This window comes from Paenibacillus agilis, from assembly GCF_007786455.1.
GTDB classification, from domain to species: domain Bacteria; phylum Bacillota; class Bacilli; order Paenibacillales; family Paenibacillaceae; genus Paenibacillus_B; species Paenibacillus_B agilis.
The window spans coordinates 441,383-457,419 of record NZ_VNJK01000001.1; the positions used below are offsets into that span (position 1 = coordinate 441,383).

The window sequence follows — 16,037 nt, forward strand, 5'->3', positions numbered from 1 at the left end:
AAATGCAAAACAGCCCAGAAACTCCTATAGGAGAACTGGGCTGTTTTTTTATTTAATGAGTTGATTGAAGTGGTTAGCCTGCGAAGAATAGCCCGGCAATTGCGGCACTAATTAAGTTGGCCAATGTTCCGCCAAGCACGGCTTTCATCCCCAGCTTCGTTATTTGTGTTCTGCGATCTGGTGCCATGGAGGAGAGACCGCTAATTTGAATAGCGATGGAGCTTAAGTTGGCGAAGCCGCATAAGGCAAAGCTCGTAATCATCAACGTGCGAGCGGAAATTTGATCGATTATTTTTCCGAGCTCAGAAAACGCAACGAACTCGTTAACGACAACTTTTTGCCCGATTAAGCTTCCTGCTACAGAAGCCTCTGACCACGGTATGCCAATCAAGTAGGCGATAGGTGAGAAAATCCATCCCAATATACTATGCAGCGTAAGATTCGGGAAGCCGAACCAACCTCCGATTCCACTTAGCAAGCCATTTAATAACGCAATTAAGCCAATAAAGGCGATTAAGGTCGCGCCGACAGCCAATGCGATTTGAAGTCCGTCAACTGCTCCAGCAGCAGCTGCATCGATGACGTTGGCTGTTTTCTCATTTACACTTTCCTCTTGGCTTTCGTGATGATGATAAGATTCTGTTTCAGGAATAAGCAGCTTTGATACTAAAATACCGGCTGGAGCTGACATGAAGCTGGCTGCAATTAGATACTCTAGCGGAACCCCCATCAACGCATAGCCCGCCAAAACGGAGCCCGATACGGAAGCCATCCCGCCAGTCATTACAGTAAACAACTCAGATCGTGTCATGGTACTTAAATAGGGTTTCACTAGCAATGGTGCTTCGACCATACCGACAAAAATGTTGGCTGTAGCAGATAATGACTCAGGCTTGCTCGTCCCAAGCGCTTTGCTTAAGCCCCCGCCGATAATGCGAATGATCCATTGCATGATGCCTAAGTAGTAAAGCACCGCAATAAGTGAAGAAAAGAAGATGACGATCGTAAGTACTTGGAAAGCAAAGATAAAGCCTTGTCCCGCTGGCGGTATCGCACTGCCGAATACGAATGAGATCCCTTCATTGGCATATGCAATGACTTGGGAAACCCCGTTGGAGACAGCTTTAAGTGCATTTCGTCCAGCTGTCCATTTCAACACAATGAATCCGAACAGCATCTGAATCGCAAGTGCGATCAGAACAGGACGCCAATGAATTCGACTGCGATTTTCCGAGCATAAAAAACCGATTAGTAATAGCCCTGCGATTCCGATTAATCCCCATACGTTCATGCCTGACAACCTTTCTGCCAATAAGCGTTATAGTTCACAGCCCTTTTGTCATGCTTAATAGGTCTCTCATATGCTCCGTTGAGCTTTTATTGGTCTCAGCTAGTATTTGGGGAAGTTGGTTTGCTTATGCATCGAGAGCAACGTGACAAAAGTGTAAGGAACTTGAAAGGCAAATCAACGGCATCAAGTTTCCAAATTTCGTATGCTGGATACAACAAGGCTGAAACGAAGCAATTCCAATCCAACATTATGTAGTAGGGGTTGATTACGGATGGTATCCGAACTATTAACGGTAAAGCATGTCGAAAAAACGTATGAGGGCAGAGTATCCACGCAGGTGCTGCGCAACATAAATATAACAATAAAAGAGGGAGAATTTGTAGGTATTATGGGTCCTTCTGGTTCAGGGAAAACAACCTTCCTCAACATTATTTCTACGATTGATTCTCCTACTAGCGGAGAAGTACTTATTCATGGTATGAATCCGCACCAGCTTAAAAAAGAAAAATTAGCTGTGTTTCGGCGTCGTGAGCTCGGTTTTGTATTTCAACACTTTAACTTGCTTCATACGCTAACGGTTCGAGAAAATATGATGCTTCCGCTGACGCTTGAAGGTGTGAGCATTCGTAAAATGAAGCAGGATGCTCAAGCGCTTGCTGAAAGACTAGGTATTGCTTCTATTTTGGATAAGCGTACTTATGAAATATCAGGCGGCCAAATGCAGCGAACAGCGATTGCTCGTGCGATCATTCATCGTCCGAGGTTATTGTTGGCAGACGAGCCAACAGGCAACTTGGATTCCAAGGCTTCACGCGACGTAATGGAAACACTAGAGAGTATTAACAAGACGGACGGTACGACGATGATGATGGTAACCCATGATGCCTATGCAGCGAGTTACTGTGATCGAGTTGTGTTTATGAAGGATGGAAGCTTCTATAATGAGATTTCGGGGGGCGGCAACCGGAATGTATTTTTCCAGCACATTATGGATGAGTTAGCGTCGCTTGGAGGTGACGAGCGTGAATTTTCGACAGTTCGCGTTTAATAATGTGTTTCGCAATAAACGGACCTATGCCGCTTATTTTTTGAGCAGCTCTTTTTCGGTAATGATTTTCTTCATCTATTCCGTTATTGCCTCGCATCCTGCAATGAAAGAAGGGATCACGCAACGGTTGGCTGTTCAGGCGATGAGTATTGCACAGTGGATTGTATACGTGTTCTCATTCTTCTTTATCCTTTATTCCGTAGGGGCATTTTTGAAGACGAGACAGCATGAATTTGGCGTGCTGATGATACATGGCATGTCACCGCGTCAACTGAATCGACTTGTTTTCTTAGAAAATTTGATTATCGGATTCGGTGCAATTGTAACAGGTATCGGCTCTGGATTGCTGCTCGCTAAAGCAGGCTTTGTGATTGGTGGAAGTGCGATGGGGGTTCAATTGCCTTATCATATTTCAATATCGGCGTTAGTCATGACAGCTAGTTCATTTGTTGTGTTGTTCTTCGTAATATCATTTTTAACTCAATTTATGGTGAGGAAGAGTAAAGTTCAGCAACTTCTTCAAGGGACGAACAAGCCTAGGTCAGAGCCGAAGGCGTCTCTGATCTTGTCCTTATTGGCGGCGGTACTACTTGTTGCCTCTTATGTACTGTCTTATACGGCAACCATGGTTACAATCGGTTTTCTCATGCTGCCAGTAGTCTTGATGACAATTATCGGTTCCTATTTCTTGTTCACGCAGTTAAGTGTGTTCATTATTCATCTGTTAAAGCGCAATGATCGGCTGTTTCTACGCAAAACGAATATGCTGACCATTTCTGATCTTGCCTATCGCATGAAGGATAATGCACGTATGTTCTTTATGGTCTGTATTGTGTCTACCGTTGCTTTTTGCGCAGTTGGTACATTGGCTTCGTTTGGAGTCATGGAAGACGAGATAGTGCAGTCGCATGTTTACGATCTGAATTATGTGAGCAAGAAGGGCAATCAGATGGAGCAGACTCATCTTACCGAGATTGAATCTTTGCTTAAAATGAAAGGGATCGAGTATAACAAGATTGACTATGAATTTTTAACGGTGAAGGCAAAAGAAGGTCGATTGCCATGGACGGTATTTGCACAATCTACTTACAATAAAGTTGCAGCTGACTTACAGCGTCCGATTGTATCGGTTACAGGTGAACAAGCGCTGCTCATTCCATATATGAAGGACACGATTCATTTTAAATTTCCTTTCGAATCAGAGACGGTGTATTTAGCTGTGAGTTCAATTAAGCTGACTACAACGGATAAAGTGGAAGGACCCATTACGAATCAAGGCTTATTAGGAGAAGCGCTTATCGTAACGGATGAGATGTACAAGCAATTGTCCAATCATGCGAAACCAGAAACCATTTACGGTTACAAAACGGTAGATTGGGAGCAGACAGTTGGAGTTGGCGCAGGGATTGAACAAGATTATGATCAAGCTGTAAGTACGATGGGATCTGGAAATAGAGAAATATCATTTGAATTCAGCTCGTTAGCTGCATCTGTTGCAGTTCAGCGGCAAATGTTCAGCATTATGATGTTCTCGGCACTACTTGTTGGTGCGGTATTCTTTATTGCGTCAGGCAGCTTCTTATATTTCCGCCTGTACACGGACTTGGAGCAGGATAAGGAACGTTACAAGGCTATTGGAAAGATTGGTTTAACCGATCGAGAGCTTAGTAAAATTGCAACGACACAACTACTGCTATTGTTCTTTATTCCGATTATTGTGGCTGTTGTCCATAGTGCGTTTGCGTTTACGGCGCTGCAAAGCATTATTAATCTATCTATCGTCGGCCAGACCGTCAAAGTGTTGGCGGGATTCACGATTGCACAGATTGTTTATTTCTTCGTTATTCGCTGGCGTTATATGATTCATTTACGTGAGGCAGTGAGATAGATGGGGAGTATGGGAGCTGGATGTACAAGATATATTAGGGCTGATTAGCTCTGGATTTCTGATGTAGTATTTGCTTTATTTGTTGGCAAAAAGGTTGAGCCTAGGGAGTGACATGATTGCATGGTCATGTTCGCTCTCTCACTCAACCTTTTTACACTGTTATTTTAATTTACTCTTGAGTCGACTTTTTGCGGAACAACAATTGATCTACACCGTAACCGATATGTTCTGCAAAAATAAAGTAAATTGCCAAAGCAAGCAATGCCAAATCTAACTCGTATCCATTAGGTCCAATCAATCCACCAGGAAGCTTAACCGTAACAATAGCGCCGATCATGATTGCAGCGTAACCGATAGATACAAATCGAGTCAATAAACCTACGATCATCGCGATACCACCGAGTAATTCGATAAGAGCGACGACATAAGCAAGTGTACCCGGCAAGCCAATGCTCTCGAACCAACCAGCTGTATTTCCTAGCCCCATTTGAAGTTTATCAAGACCGTGCATCGTAAAAATAACTCCTAAAATTACACGCATAATTGTTGCGACCACATTCATTCTTATTGTAGCATTCATTTTATTTCATCCTCTCAAAGTTTATATTGTTGTAGATATAATTTCGTTATTACAAAACTTCTATGCAAAAAAATAGGCAAAAACCATTTGTACACCTCTTTTTGTTTTGTTATATAAATAATAATTCACTATTGTGAACAAATCATAACAAAGATAATTTGCTGAGTCAATTATTTTTTTAGTATAATGAAACTATTATCTTTAGAAGTGAACAAAAGGGGAGATTAAAGTGGATATTGGCGCTTCGATTCGAGCTATACGGAAACAGCGAAAGATTACGATCTCTCAGTTATGCGAAGGTACCGGATTATCAAAAGGATTTATAAGTAATGTAGAAAACAACAAAACATCTCCTTCTATTGCAACATTAGAGAGCATCGCAACATTTTTGAATGTGCCTCTCCCTTACCTACTGCTGAAAAATGAACAGCGCATGCATGTAGTCCGCAAAGATGAGCGTCAGCAGACGACATCAGGCAGTGATAATTTGAAAGTAGAGCATTTATCTGCAAAAGGCGGGCTGCGGATGATGATTTGCGAGGTGCCGCCAGGCGCTACGACTGGAACGAATATGCACGCGGGTGAAGAATGTCATTTCGTTTTGAAAGGCAAAATCGTTGCCGAGCAGGCAGAGGATATGGAAGTGTTGGAGGCTGGAGATTCATTCAGCTGGAATGCGAGTGTTCCGCATAAAGTGACGAATACAGGTGAGGAATCGGCACTCGTCTTAATTTCTGTGTATAAAGATATTAGCTTTGAAGATATTCAGTAGCTAGGGAGCAGAAGTAGGGCTGTGCGTGTGCGGATCACCCGTGCCTTTAGTTATAAAATATAAAGAGACCTTCCTTACATAGAGTGAAGTGGTTAGTAACACTATACACTGCTAGAAAAGGAGAGGTCTTTTTTTGTAAGATGAAACATTTGAGTTTTTTGGGTTTGAGATAGCTACTATTTTATTGCTGCAATTCTTGTAAGGCTAGTTAGATGAAGCGCGGAAGCCTGCTGCTTCAGCGTCTTCTACCGTGCAGAACATCATTTCTGCCTTTGTTTGCTCATAGTAGCGTCCATCTGGCAGGTGATAAATTTTATCTTTATTTTTGTTGATATTCCCTTTTATCGTTGGAGTCTGACAATTGCCCTGAGCGGAAGTAGTTTTTTCATTTGTATTGTTATCAGTCAGTGAATTGGCTTCTTTGCTCTTGGATCGTTGTCCGGATGATGACTTTGACTTGGATGATTGCCATAAACCCCGATTGTTGTTCCTTGCCTCACGTTCTAATTTTGTAAATGTTTTGGAGTATAATACATTAGGCGGTATCGTCATTGTGTTGGCATAACCTTCACGAATAAGTCGTTCATTGAACATTTCGTCATCGTTTTCAATAAAAATGTATCGAAGCAGTCTGCCGTACTTGTCTGTGTTACCGGCATCTTGGAACATGTAGACGGTGCTCCCTGTTAATTGCTTATCCGTATATTCCTTCGCTTCTTGGCCATAATACTGTACTTTGCCGTGTGTCTCAGGCGTATTAACCCCGATAAGTCTTACTTTATCTCCCTCATTTGTGACAAATGTATCGCCATCCACGATGCGTTTTACTTTTGTCTTCGTAAAAGGTTGATTGCTCAGCTCAGGATACTGAGCAATGATGCTCTTGTGGAAAGCATCATTGGATGCTGTGCCTGCATTGGTGCTGCATCCTTGTGTGACAAGCATAATACAAACGAAAATGACCAATCCAAGAAAAAGGTGCTTTCGATTGTTTAATCTGGTTATGTAGGGCTTGGATAATGCAGTTGTTTCATTGTTCGGTTGTTTAATCATGATGTGTATCGCTCCTTCTCGTACTAGTATGCCGATTGGGGAGGAGGAATGCAACAAATGTAGAGATGCTTTAAGTGCGGTTTATTTACATAAAAAACCTTGTTAATATTAGCCATATATGATATGGTTATTTCAACTTCAAATGGTGAACGGAAGAACCGTCACGAGGTATTGCATTTGCGATGCTTTGTGGCGGTTTTTTTGTGTTCTTTGGTGTCTATGGCTAAATGACGTGGCAAGGTTGAGCGGAAATAGATTACTAGTATTAAGGAAAGGCGGCGGATACGATGCGTCGATTGAAGCAAGATTGGGTTGTAGCACTTCCAGACAAGCAGTTGGTAGAACGATTGATCGATTATTGGAAGCATAGCAAATATAGCGAAGTACTGCAGTTGCGAGTATTTTCTCAATGGGACACACTCTGGCAATATGTGAAGCTTCAGCCAGAATGCAGATTGTTTGTTGTCGATCTCGATTGGTTGAATCAACTGGAAGCCGACGTGGAAACCTCGCACATTTTATCCAAACTAAACATTTTCGTCCTGACCGATGATCCTGCATTGCTACAACGTGAGGGAGTTTCGTCAGCTACACCCTATCAACCGCTGGATAAGCTGTTCGAGCAAGGGCTGCGACAAGGGTCGGCGGCATATGAAGGTGGATCCCGGTATAGCAGCGACAGTCAGGATATCAATCAAGGACAACGCATTTCGTCGAGCGGTGCTTGCAGAGTTGTAACGATTTGCTCTAGTGGTGGTGGAATTGGTAAGACGACATTGGCTTTTCAGATTGCTCACTATGCAGCAGAAATGGGTAACAAAGTGTTTTATTGGAGCTTGTCAGCTCATGCTGAATGGGATTTGTTTACTCTCTCATCAGACAAGAATCCTATTTCTTTTCCTACTAATAGTTTTTCCCAGCTGTTGTACAGTTTGCAGCGAATGCGTACATCTGACCTGGATCCGTCCACCTATACAGTTTCTATTCCCATTTTGCGGGCGGATACATTCGAGGCTAATATTCCACAGGCCGAATTGGATGCATTGACAGGTGAGCGTATTGAGCAAGTAATTCATTGGCTCAAGAGCTCGAAGCGATACGACATCATTGTACTAGATGTTGATGCGAATCTTACACGCAATAAAGCAGCAATTCAGATTAGTGATCAGCTACTGTGGGTTATCGCTGATGATATGGTGCAAATGAATAAAATGGAGCGTTGCTTTAATTACTGGCAATCAGAGGCCCCTTCTTGTTATGAGCAATTGCTTATGAAGGGGAAGATCATTGTTAATCGGTATATGGGTGTGATGCTTAATCGATGGCAGCGTAATGACCTCTCAGTTGATTGCTATTTGCCTTACATTCCACAGTGGAAACAGTTACATCGCCCTGAGCAGTGGTTTAGTTCAGCTGTGTACCAAGCTGCTTTGGAAGAATTGATTCATACTCATCTGCCTTGGCTCTCGAGGCGCGGATGGACGAATGCCATATGAGTCGTATATCTTTTCCTTTCCGCCCTAAGCGAGATGAGCACCATGAGGCAGCAGAGATTGCTGGTGATCGTGATGGATCTGAACAAGTTGAAGAGCTGCGTGATGCGGAGCATTTGTATGCCATAGTTCGTGAACGGGTTCGAGAGCAGATGGAGTGGGATGAAGAGCTCGAAGATGATCAATTACAGGTTCGAATCGAGCAGGTACTATTTACACTCCCTGAGATGAAGCGACTTACCTCTCAAGAAATGAATTCGATTGTGATGCGTGTTTTTCACAGCTTTCGTGGGCTAGACGCATTGCAACCGTTAGTGGATGATCCTTCAGTAACAGAAATTATGATTAATGGTCACAAGGAAATATTTATTGAGCGAGATGGAAGAATGGAACAGTTGGAGATGAAGTTTGAGAACCGCGAGAAACTTGAAGACATTATTCAAGCGATCGTCTCTCAAGTTAATCGCGTCGTAAATGAATCTTCACCGATTGTGGACGCGCGCTTATCGGATGGATCGCGGGTGCATGTTGTACTCCCACCAATAGCACTCAAAGGTCCAACCGTCACGATTCGTAAATTTCCTACTCAGCCTATGACGATGGACGATTTAGTAAGGCGGGGTGCTATTACAGAGGAAGCTTCAGAGCTTCTCAAGACACTCATCCAGGCAAAGTACAACATTTTTATTAGCGGAGGAACGGGTTCGGGCAAGACGACATTTTTAAATGCACTGTCGCAATATATTCCCTCAAGTGAACGGGTTATTACCATTGAAGATGCTGCAGAGTTGCAAATTATAACAGTGCCGAATCTAGTTGGTTTGGAGACACGAAATGCCAATACCGAGGGAAAAGGCGCTATTCCGATGCGAGATCTTATTCGAGCTTCATTACGGATGCGGCCCAATCGAGTTGTTGTCGGTGAGGTCCGAGGCGCTGAAGCCCTTGATATGCTGCAAGCCATGAATACAGGCCACGACGGTAGTCTATCGACTGGCCATGCGAATAGTGCACGCGATATGATGAGCCGTTTGGAAACGATGGTGCTGAGTGGGGCGAGCCTTCCTTTACCTGTTATAAGACAGCAAATTGCATCAGCCCTTGATATTGTCGTTCATCTTGCTCGTATTCGAGATGGATCGCGTAAAGTGCTTGAAATTGCGGAGGTGATCGGTATGGAAGGAGGTGAGATTGTGCTCTTTCCGCTATACGTATTTGATGAGGAAGGCGAAGTAGATGGAGTTGTGCATGGCAAATTAGCTTGCAAGGGGACTTTGCAAGAACGCTGGAAGCTGCAAATGGCTGGATTACGTTGCCCTAATGAGGAGGGGGGATGATGCAAAGCGAACCCAAGAAACGTTTTTCTATGAAAAAACAGAAGGAACAAGGCTTACCAGATTACACGGTATACCAGCAATCTGTTGGAGAATATGCTTTTGGACTTGTTATAGGTATAGGTTGTATGTCATTTGTAGGCTATTTATTTTATCAGCATGTAATAGGGATCATCATTTTTGGTGCTCTTGGTTTATATTACCCTCGAATTCGATGTCGTGGACTCATTGAACGTCGCCGGGCACAATTGACACTTCAGTTTAAGCAGGCGCTTCATTCTATCTCTTCTTCACTGTCTGCGGGAAGATCGATCGAAAATGCTCTGAAAGAAGCATCGCATGATTTAAAGATGCTGTATCCAGGTGTCGAAGTTGATATGATGCGGGAACTTCGCATTATACGAGCTAGAATGGAAAATGGGGTGCCTATGGAAAAGGCCATGATGGATTTTAGCCAACGTGCTAATCAGGATGATATTTCGAACTTTGTCGATGTTATCGTGACTTGCAAGCGATTGGGCGGTGACCTTGTTGAAGTGGTACGAAGAACATCTACCGTTATAAGCGAGAAGATGGATATTGTACAAGAGATTGAGGTGCTCATAGCTCAAAAACGGCTAGAAATGAAAGCGATGATGGTGGCACCTTTTTTCTTTATTGGATTTATTAACTTTAGCTCACCAGATTTTATGGCTCCTTTATATGAAGGCGGAGGAAGAATTCTTGCAACGGTCTCATTAGCTTTGCTCTTTATAGGAATATGGCTTCTTAAGAAAATGATGAACATTCGAGTATAACTCGTTCGTTACCGAGTAGGACGGTGATTTTGGATGTTGGGACAATGGCTATGGTTTGCAGCATTTGCTGTGATGCTGGTCATCTTTATTGCTGGCCATATGCAAGCAAAAGGGAAGCATAACGAAATTATTAGTCAGGCAGATCCATCTAATAAACTCACGTCGTGCTTGCCGTTCGCTTTACATTTGACAGGCAAGTTTCAACGAACTTTGGATACACATCCGATTTTCGTCTCTCTCAGGCAGGCTATCTTTCAACTGTACGGTCCGCAAGCTTTTTATGTTCGGTATCGTCTTTTCGTAGGTGAGGTAATGCTTATTGCATATATAGGCACTATGACAGCATTACTTTTGCCTGCAATAACCGATGGCAGTCCAGTAAATTTTGCGGGCGCATTGATGCTGGTACTCATTCTTCCGTTGGTGAAGTCGAAAGAAATGATAAACAAGTCTGTACAAAAACAACAAGACATACAGATGGAACTGCCAGAACTGCTTAGCAAATTGAGCTTGCTCGTGCAAGCAGGTGAAACGGTCCAAAAGGCACTTTCTATATGTGTTCAACGTAAGGGTGAGCACTTGAGTCATCCGCTGTACATTGAACTGAATCGCATGTTGAAGGATGTACAGAACGGTTATTCATTTGCACAAGCATTAGAGCAATTTTCAAAGCGTTGCGCGGTTCAAGAGGCTGCTATGTTTACGACGACGATTTTGATGAATCAGAAGCGAGGTGGTTCATCATTCGTATTGGCGATGGAGGATTTGGGCAGGCAGTTGTGGGATAAACGTAAGTCTGTTGCGCGCAAAAGAGGAGAAGAGGCATCAACAAAGCTTATATTTCCGATGATGCTGATGTTCCTTGTTGTGCTAGCTGTTGTCGGTGGACCTGCACTTATGATGATGGGTTAACTGACTATGTATCTTACCATTTGAAAATGAAAAGGAGAGATTTATATGTTGCAAGTAATGAAATCACAATGGAAACGTTTCTGGAAAGAAGAAGATGGATTAGGAATGGTAGAGTTAGTCGTTATTATTGCAGTTGTTGTCTTCTTGGCGCTTTTATTTAGAGAGCAGATTTCTGGCTTTATTAAGAAAATTATAGGGGGCGCTGAGCAAAAGACGACGAACCTGATGGGACCTTAATGGGATGAGGGTATTTAGGAAATGGCGTTGGCTATCACGCGAAGACGGGGCGGCTATTATGATAGAGGCTTCGATTGTTTTTCCTATCATACTGTTGTGCACGTTAATCATGTTATTTCTAGGAATTATGATTTACCTAAAGGCCATAACTGCACATGGTGCCGTACTCAGCTCGGAGCGTGCGGGAGTTATTTGGAGTAATAGTAACAAGCATCCAATAACAGGTATGTTTCCACAGCATACCTACGATAAATTGTATTGGCGAGCGTTCGATGACAAGTTAATCGACCGTGTATTTCAAGGAGGCGGCGCGAATAGCGCCTTCTCCATTGTATTGCCGAGTACTGGCTCCTCTGGTAGCTTGCCTGAGAAGAAGCTAGGGCTAAGCGCTGGACAAATTCCTAGTTCCTACAAAGGAAGCATGGAATATGGAAATAGCTTAATAGAACGAACAGTAACAACTTATTTGCAAGAGCCCATTAACGATAATGTGTTAGAACGTCTGTCCGGGAAACGTGTTGAGGTTGATGGAACGGCAGTAACAGCTGTTGTTGAACCTGCAGAATTTATTCGCACGGTGCAATTTGTTAGGTATATGCAAGTCAAACTTACGGAAATGAGCGGAACTCTTGGGGCAACTCCAAGAGAAGCGGGTTCTCTAGTGCAGAGAGCTTCTGCACCGTAAAGGAAACTATTTTAATTTCAAATGTGATAACGTGCTTGATTCTTGATAGGGGTTCTATTTGTTGAACGGATGAGTAGGGGGCAATGTTAATGAACGGTACAATTGCAGCGAAACAAGTACGCAAACTTTGCATACTAGGAAGGCGGTTTTGGAAGCGACAGAAGGGAGCAGTGTCTATATTTTTAATATTTATCGTTATGGTCATATTCACGGTCATGACGGTATTTATAGACTATGCACGTATTGCAGCGATGGAATGGCGTTCAGAAGTAATTGCTCAATCCGCAGCCCGCTCGGTTATGTCGGCTTTTGATCCTGTTTTGCAGCAGCGCTATGGATTGTTTGCGTATGGTGAGACTGAACCTGCGTTGATCGTAGAGGAAGTTCTTCGTCAACATGTACCTAAGCAATCTCAAAATTCTTTTTCATGGGTGCAGCTTGAGGTGGACAGTCATTCTACAGGAGTGACTCGTCCGCTTGGGCATTTGGAAGAGTTTGAGCATCAAATCATGGAAGACATGAAATATAAAGCTCCTGTTCAGCTCGGATACGAAATATTTGGGAGGATGAAGCCGATGGCGAATGCTATGGGTGAGGCTTCGCAAGTAATGGACCTAATGCAAAAATTAGAGAAAATGTACACTAAGCGTAATCATTTATTGGATGAAGTCATTCGAGATCAAAAATACGCCCGTGTTGCGTTTTCGGATGCGCAGCTAGATACAAAAATTATTGACGGAATTCAAGCGTTCTATAATCCTCAACATATCTTTGATAATCCAATTGGGACTATAAATACGGCAGCAGATATTGCAATGCAATATAACGATTATGTTAAAAAATATACCTCTGATCAATTGGTTGAAGATAAGAATAAACAGCATCAGAGTGAAACCAAAGATTATGAAGATGATGCAAAAGCGACCACACTTGAACTAAAGCAAATGTCAGAGTACATGAAAAACAGGCACCAATCCTTTGTTAATCGCTCCATTAAGAATTTGGAGGAAGCAAGGTCGATTAATAGTCAGATGAGCACAATTGTACTTCAAGCTCGGCTTAATTCTCCTCCCCCCGGTTATAGTCAAGTTGGAGGTGCAAATGTTCCTACTCAACCGGGAAGTACCACCTCTCAGGCAGAAGTTCTTAATCAAATTAGACAATCGGCGGATCAACTCGTCATGAGAGATCAGTTCTTTATTGAATATGATCGTGAACTTATTCAGCAAAAGACACAAGTTAGTAATTTGGATGATCGCATTAAAGGCTACTCTTCCTTAGTTGGACAATCATTAGGTGGGGGAGGCACTAAGCTTCCTCTTGCTCAATCGGTGTTCAATATGGCTCAGCAATGGAAGCAATACGATAAAGACTACGTGGCCCTGTCTAATTTGGTTGATAAACGTGCAGCAGAGTTGGCAGAACTTAAAGCGAAAGACAGTGAAATCGCACGTACCAAAAAAGCGGCGGATCAGAAGATGATGGAGGCAGCCGCTTTATTGTCCAGTTTTACCAACTTGGGTAACCAGATGGAAGCGAACAAAGAAGGCTTTACTGATGTTCGAAAGAAAGTTGAAGCCGTACGCCAATTCAATGCGTCTGAGGCAATGAAGCAAGCTGGAATTCCTAAACATAGCAAGGATGCTAGTGAGGCGAGTTCAGAATCTATGAGTTTTATGACGACGTTGTTTAACGGCATGGGTGATATTTTAGCAAGTAGTAGAGATCGAATGTATCGCAATGAATATGCGTTTTTGTATTTTACTTCCTATGATCCTACCAAGCTGCAGTCGATTATGACTTCAGGAGTAAATATACCGAATAGCGTGGTCGAATCGTTAGGCGTTCACAATCAAGAGCTGGAATATATCCTATATGGATTCGATCATCATTTTAGCAATATTGCAGCTGCCTATGGTGAGATATTTGCTACTCGCTTAGCTATTCGAACGATGGAGGGCTTTGTAGAAAATAGGCATCTTGTTCACCCGCTGCTCATTACTGCTGCAGCTTTATTGTATGGTATTACACAAGCAATTTTAGATATGCAGTTGTTAGTGACTGTGAACCAAATCCCACTTTCTAAATATACGCCAAATATAAAGCTTACTTATTCGGATCATTTACGGATTTTTATGATGGCACATGGGGATAGGGAAGATATGATGCTACGTATGCTGGGGCTTATTCACTACAACACAGGTACAGATCCTACAACAAGCGGAACTTATGCAGAGACTCAATTGAGGACGAAGATGAAATTATGGTTTTTGCCAGGGCTGATGAAGCTTCTAGGGCATAGTGGGATGTTAGGAGGGCAGGTTGTTAATGGAAAGTACGAGAGTAGTAAAACATCTGTATTTTCTTATTAGTCATCGACTGCAAGTACGATCCCTTTACCCGAAACGACGACTACTATCACGTGCAAATGAGAACGGAAGCATTATTGTTGAAGCAGCGTTGCTACTGCCTATGGTATTGCTGTTATTTCTTTTCTTTATTTATATGATACAGGCCGCTGTCATTTCCACGGCTTTACAATCCGCAGCAACGAATAGCGTGAAGCAGGTAGCGACACATATGTATCCGGTAGCATTAGCAGCAGAAGCGATTCCGCCTGTATGGGAGATGGGGCCAATCGGAAGAGTTATGTCCAAACCTCCAATTGCTAATGCTCAGCTTCTTATTACTGAATTTGTAAATACATTTGGAGCATCGCTGCCTGAGCCTGTCTCTAGTTGGATGAGCTCCGGTAAGGAGTGGGTGGGCAGTCAGGTTCATAACCTAGGCGAACAAATACAAGCACCTGCTGGGAAGGCGATGTTTCAACCGCTCTTGGCGAGATACGGCATTCAACATGTGCTGACCGCTGACCGAATAAGAGTAACGCATTTGAAGTTCCCCGACATCAAGAGCAAACAGTCTCCCTTTATTTCACTGCAAATCGAATATGATTTACCGATGAGGGTACCTTTTACGATGCAGAAAGTTACATTAACTGCGCGAGCGTCTGAGCGAGTATGGATTGGGGATGGTCCTCCTCCCAACTTAAATAATGGACAATCTGGATCAGCACAAGATAAACCACCACCTCAATTGGGAACGTTATCTCCGCAGCCGCTTCACCCAGGTGGGAAAGCAAACCTAGATGCCAAAGTTGAGCCGAATGAGCGGGTAGAGCTTATTGTTTATTGGAAGAGCGGAACAAGCGAAGCTAAGCATGTCGGTTGGGCCGAAGCTGATGCCAACGGCAATGTTAGTTGGACTTGGCATATATCAGGGAATACCAAGCCGGGAACTTGGCAGCTGGAAGTTCGAACTGCTGATGGGCGTTCTAGTACGATGATGTTTGATGTTGAGAAAAAAGTAAAGTGAGGTGATAGACGTTTGAATGGTGCTGATATCATAGGGGCTCTGCTAGTTGTTTTTGCTTGTTTAACGGATGTGAGGAAACGAATCATACCGAATTATCTCACTGTAACCGCAGTTGTTAGTGCTCTGCTATTCCACTCAATTATGACTGGAATGGATGGATTACTATTTGTGTTTAAAGGTATCATGATTGGTTTTATACCTTTGTTTTTGTTATATGTAATGCGGACAGTAGGGGCGGGCGACGTGAAATTTTTTGCTGCATTGGGTGCATGGATGGGAGGGGGATTCATCTGGGATACCTTTATGCTCTCGATCCTATATGGTGGGTTAATTGCACTAGCTATTTTGTTATATCAATATCGAACATTAGGAAAAAGGTTGTTGCATTCCTTGTTACTGCTTATCGGATTAAAGTCTTTAGAGCCGATTAAGGATGTTATTCGTCAACCAGCTACATTTCCATTTATGATCGCGGTCGCTCCAGCAGCTGTAACGGTGTATTCAATTTCTCTGTATGCTGTGTAACAGTCGATACGGTATTTGAGGAGCATGTTGAGAGCGGGGAAGGAGTT

The 16,037-nt window shown here is 43.0% G+C and carries 16 protein-coding genes; 13 read left to right on the forward strand and 3 right to left on the reverse strand.

Annotated features, from left to right (window positions below; translation table 11 throughout):
• Positions 1 to 73 precede the first annotated feature (73 nt).
• Positions 74 to 1,291, reverse strand: a complete 1,218-nt coding sequence (locus tag FPZ44_RS01990) for a NupC/NupG family nucleoside CNT transporter (protein ID WP_144986908.1) — start codon at positions 1,289 to 1,291, stop codon at positions 74 to 76.
• Positions 1,292 to 1,417: 126 nt separating this feature from the next.
• On the opposite strand from FPZ44_RS01990, the gene FPZ44_RS26715 reads away from it, so the two are divergent.
• From FPZ44_RS26715 to FPZ44_RS02000, 3 genes are read left to right on the forward strand one after another with little or no spacing between them, the layout of a single operon-like run.
• Positions 1,418 to 1,546: a hypothetical protein gene (locus FPZ44_RS26715; RefSeq protein ID WP_261378171.1), complete on the forward strand. Its 129-nt coding sequence runs from the start codon at positions 1,418 to 1,420 to the stop codon at positions 1,544 to 1,546.
• Between the two features lie 16 nt (positions 1,547 to 1,562).
• Complete coding sequence (locus FPZ44_RS01995) at positions 1,563 to 2,339, forward strand: ABC transporter ATP-binding protein (protein ID WP_144986910.1); 777 nt, start codon at positions 1,563 to 1,565, stop codon at positions 2,337 to 2,339.
• Complete coding sequence (locus tag FPZ44_RS02000; protein WP_144986912.1) at positions 2,314 to 4,227, forward strand: FtsX-like permease family protein; 1,914 nt, start codon at positions 2,314 to 2,316, stop codon at positions 4,225 to 4,227. Before FPZ44_RS01995 ends, FPZ44_RS02000 begins: the two co-directional genes overlap by 26 nt.
• A gap of 169 nt (positions 4,228 to 4,396) precedes the next feature.
• Here the strand turns inward: FPZ44_RS02000 and FPZ44_RS02005 are convergent, their stop codons facing one another.
• Positions 4,397 to 4,807 (reverse strand): DoxX family protein, encoded by a 411-nt coding sequence (locus FPZ44_RS02005; protein ID WP_144986914.1) that lies wholly within the window; start codon positions 4,805 to 4,807, stop codon positions 4,397 to 4,399.
• 229 nt (positions 4,808 to 5,036) lie between these two features.
• On the opposite strand from FPZ44_RS02005, the gene FPZ44_RS02010 reads away from it, so the two are divergent.
• Positions 5,037 to 5,579 carry a helix-turn-helix domain-containing protein gene (locus tag FPZ44_RS02010; RefSeq protein ID WP_144986915.1) on the forward strand — a complete coding sequence of 181 codons (543 nt, stop codon included), beginning with the start codon at positions 5,037 to 5,039 and terminating at the stop codon, positions 5,577 to 5,579.
• Between the two features lie 204 nt (positions 5,580 to 5,783).
• On the opposite strand, the gene FPZ44_RS02015 is transcribed toward FPZ44_RS02010, so the two are convergent.
• Entirely contained in the window at positions 5,784 to 6,632 is an 849-nt protein-coding gene (locus FPZ44_RS02015; protein ID WP_144986917.1) for a thermonuclease family protein, read from the reverse strand.
• 287 nt (positions 6,633 to 6,919) lie between these two features.
• Between FPZ44_RS02015 and FPZ44_RS02020 the strand changes: the two genes are divergently transcribed.
• The 9 genes from FPZ44_RS02020 (at position 6,920) to FPZ44_RS02060 (ending at position 15,990) form a co-directional block, all read left to right on the forward strand.
• Complete coding sequence (locus FPZ44_RS02020) at positions 6,920 to 8,128, forward strand: P-loop NTPase family protein (protein WP_144986919.1); 1,209 nt, start codon at positions 6,920 to 6,922, stop codon at positions 8,126 to 8,128.
• A gap of 149 nt (positions 8,129 to 8,277) precedes the next feature.
• On the forward strand, positions 8,278 to 9,462 hold the full coding sequence (locus FPZ44_RS02025; RefSeq protein ID WP_144991633.1) for a CpaF family protein: 1,185 nt from the start codon (positions 8,278 to 8,280) through the stop codon (positions 9,460 to 9,462).
• Positions 9,459 to 10,256 carry a type II secretion system F family protein gene (locus FPZ44_RS02030; protein ID WP_261378172.1) on the forward strand — a complete coding sequence of 266 codons (798 nt, stop codon included), beginning with the start codon at positions 9,459 to 9,461 and terminating at the stop codon, positions 10,254 to 10,256. The genes FPZ44_RS02025 and FPZ44_RS02030 overlap by 4 nt, the downstream gene beginning before the upstream one ends.
• A 33-nt stretch (positions 10,257 to 10,289) precedes the next feature.
• Positions 10,290 to 11,168 (forward strand): type II secretion system F family protein, encoded by an 879-nt coding sequence (locus FPZ44_RS02035; RefSeq protein ID WP_144986921.1) that lies wholly within the window; start codon positions 10,290 to 10,292, stop codon positions 11,166 to 11,168.
• 45 nt (positions 11,169 to 11,213) lie between these two features.
• A complete protein-coding gene (locus FPZ44_RS02040) occupies positions 11,214 to 11,405 on the forward strand; it encodes a Flp1 family type IVb pilin (RefSeq protein ID WP_261378173.1) in 192 nt (63 codons plus the stop codon).
• Between the two features lie 4 nt (positions 11,406 to 11,409).
• On the forward strand, positions 11,410 to 12,090 hold the full coding sequence (locus tag FPZ44_RS02045) for a TadE family protein (RefSeq protein ID WP_144986923.1): 681 nt from the start codon (positions 11,410 to 11,412) through the stop codon (positions 12,088 to 12,090).
• Between the two features lie 89 nt (positions 12,091 to 12,179).
• Positions 12,180 to 14,462, forward strand: coding sequence for a TadE/TadG family type IV pilus assembly protein (locus tag FPZ44_RS02050; RefSeq protein ID WP_144986925.1), 2,283 nt, complete (start codon positions 12,180 to 12,182; stop codon positions 14,460 to 14,462).
• On the forward strand, positions 14,419 to 15,465 hold the full coding sequence (locus tag FPZ44_RS02055; RefSeq protein ID WP_144986927.1) for a pilus assembly protein: 1,047 nt from the start codon (positions 14,419 to 14,421) through the stop codon (positions 15,463 to 15,465). The genes FPZ44_RS02050 and FPZ44_RS02055 overlap by 44 nt, the downstream gene beginning before the upstream one ends.
• Positions 15,466 to 15,477: 12 nt before the next feature.
• Positions 15,478 to 15,990, forward strand: coding sequence for an A24 family peptidase (locus tag FPZ44_RS02060; RefSeq protein WP_144986929.1), 513 nt, complete (start codon positions 15,478 to 15,480; stop codon positions 15,988 to 15,990).
• Positions 15,991 to 16,037: the final 47 nt, after the last annotated feature.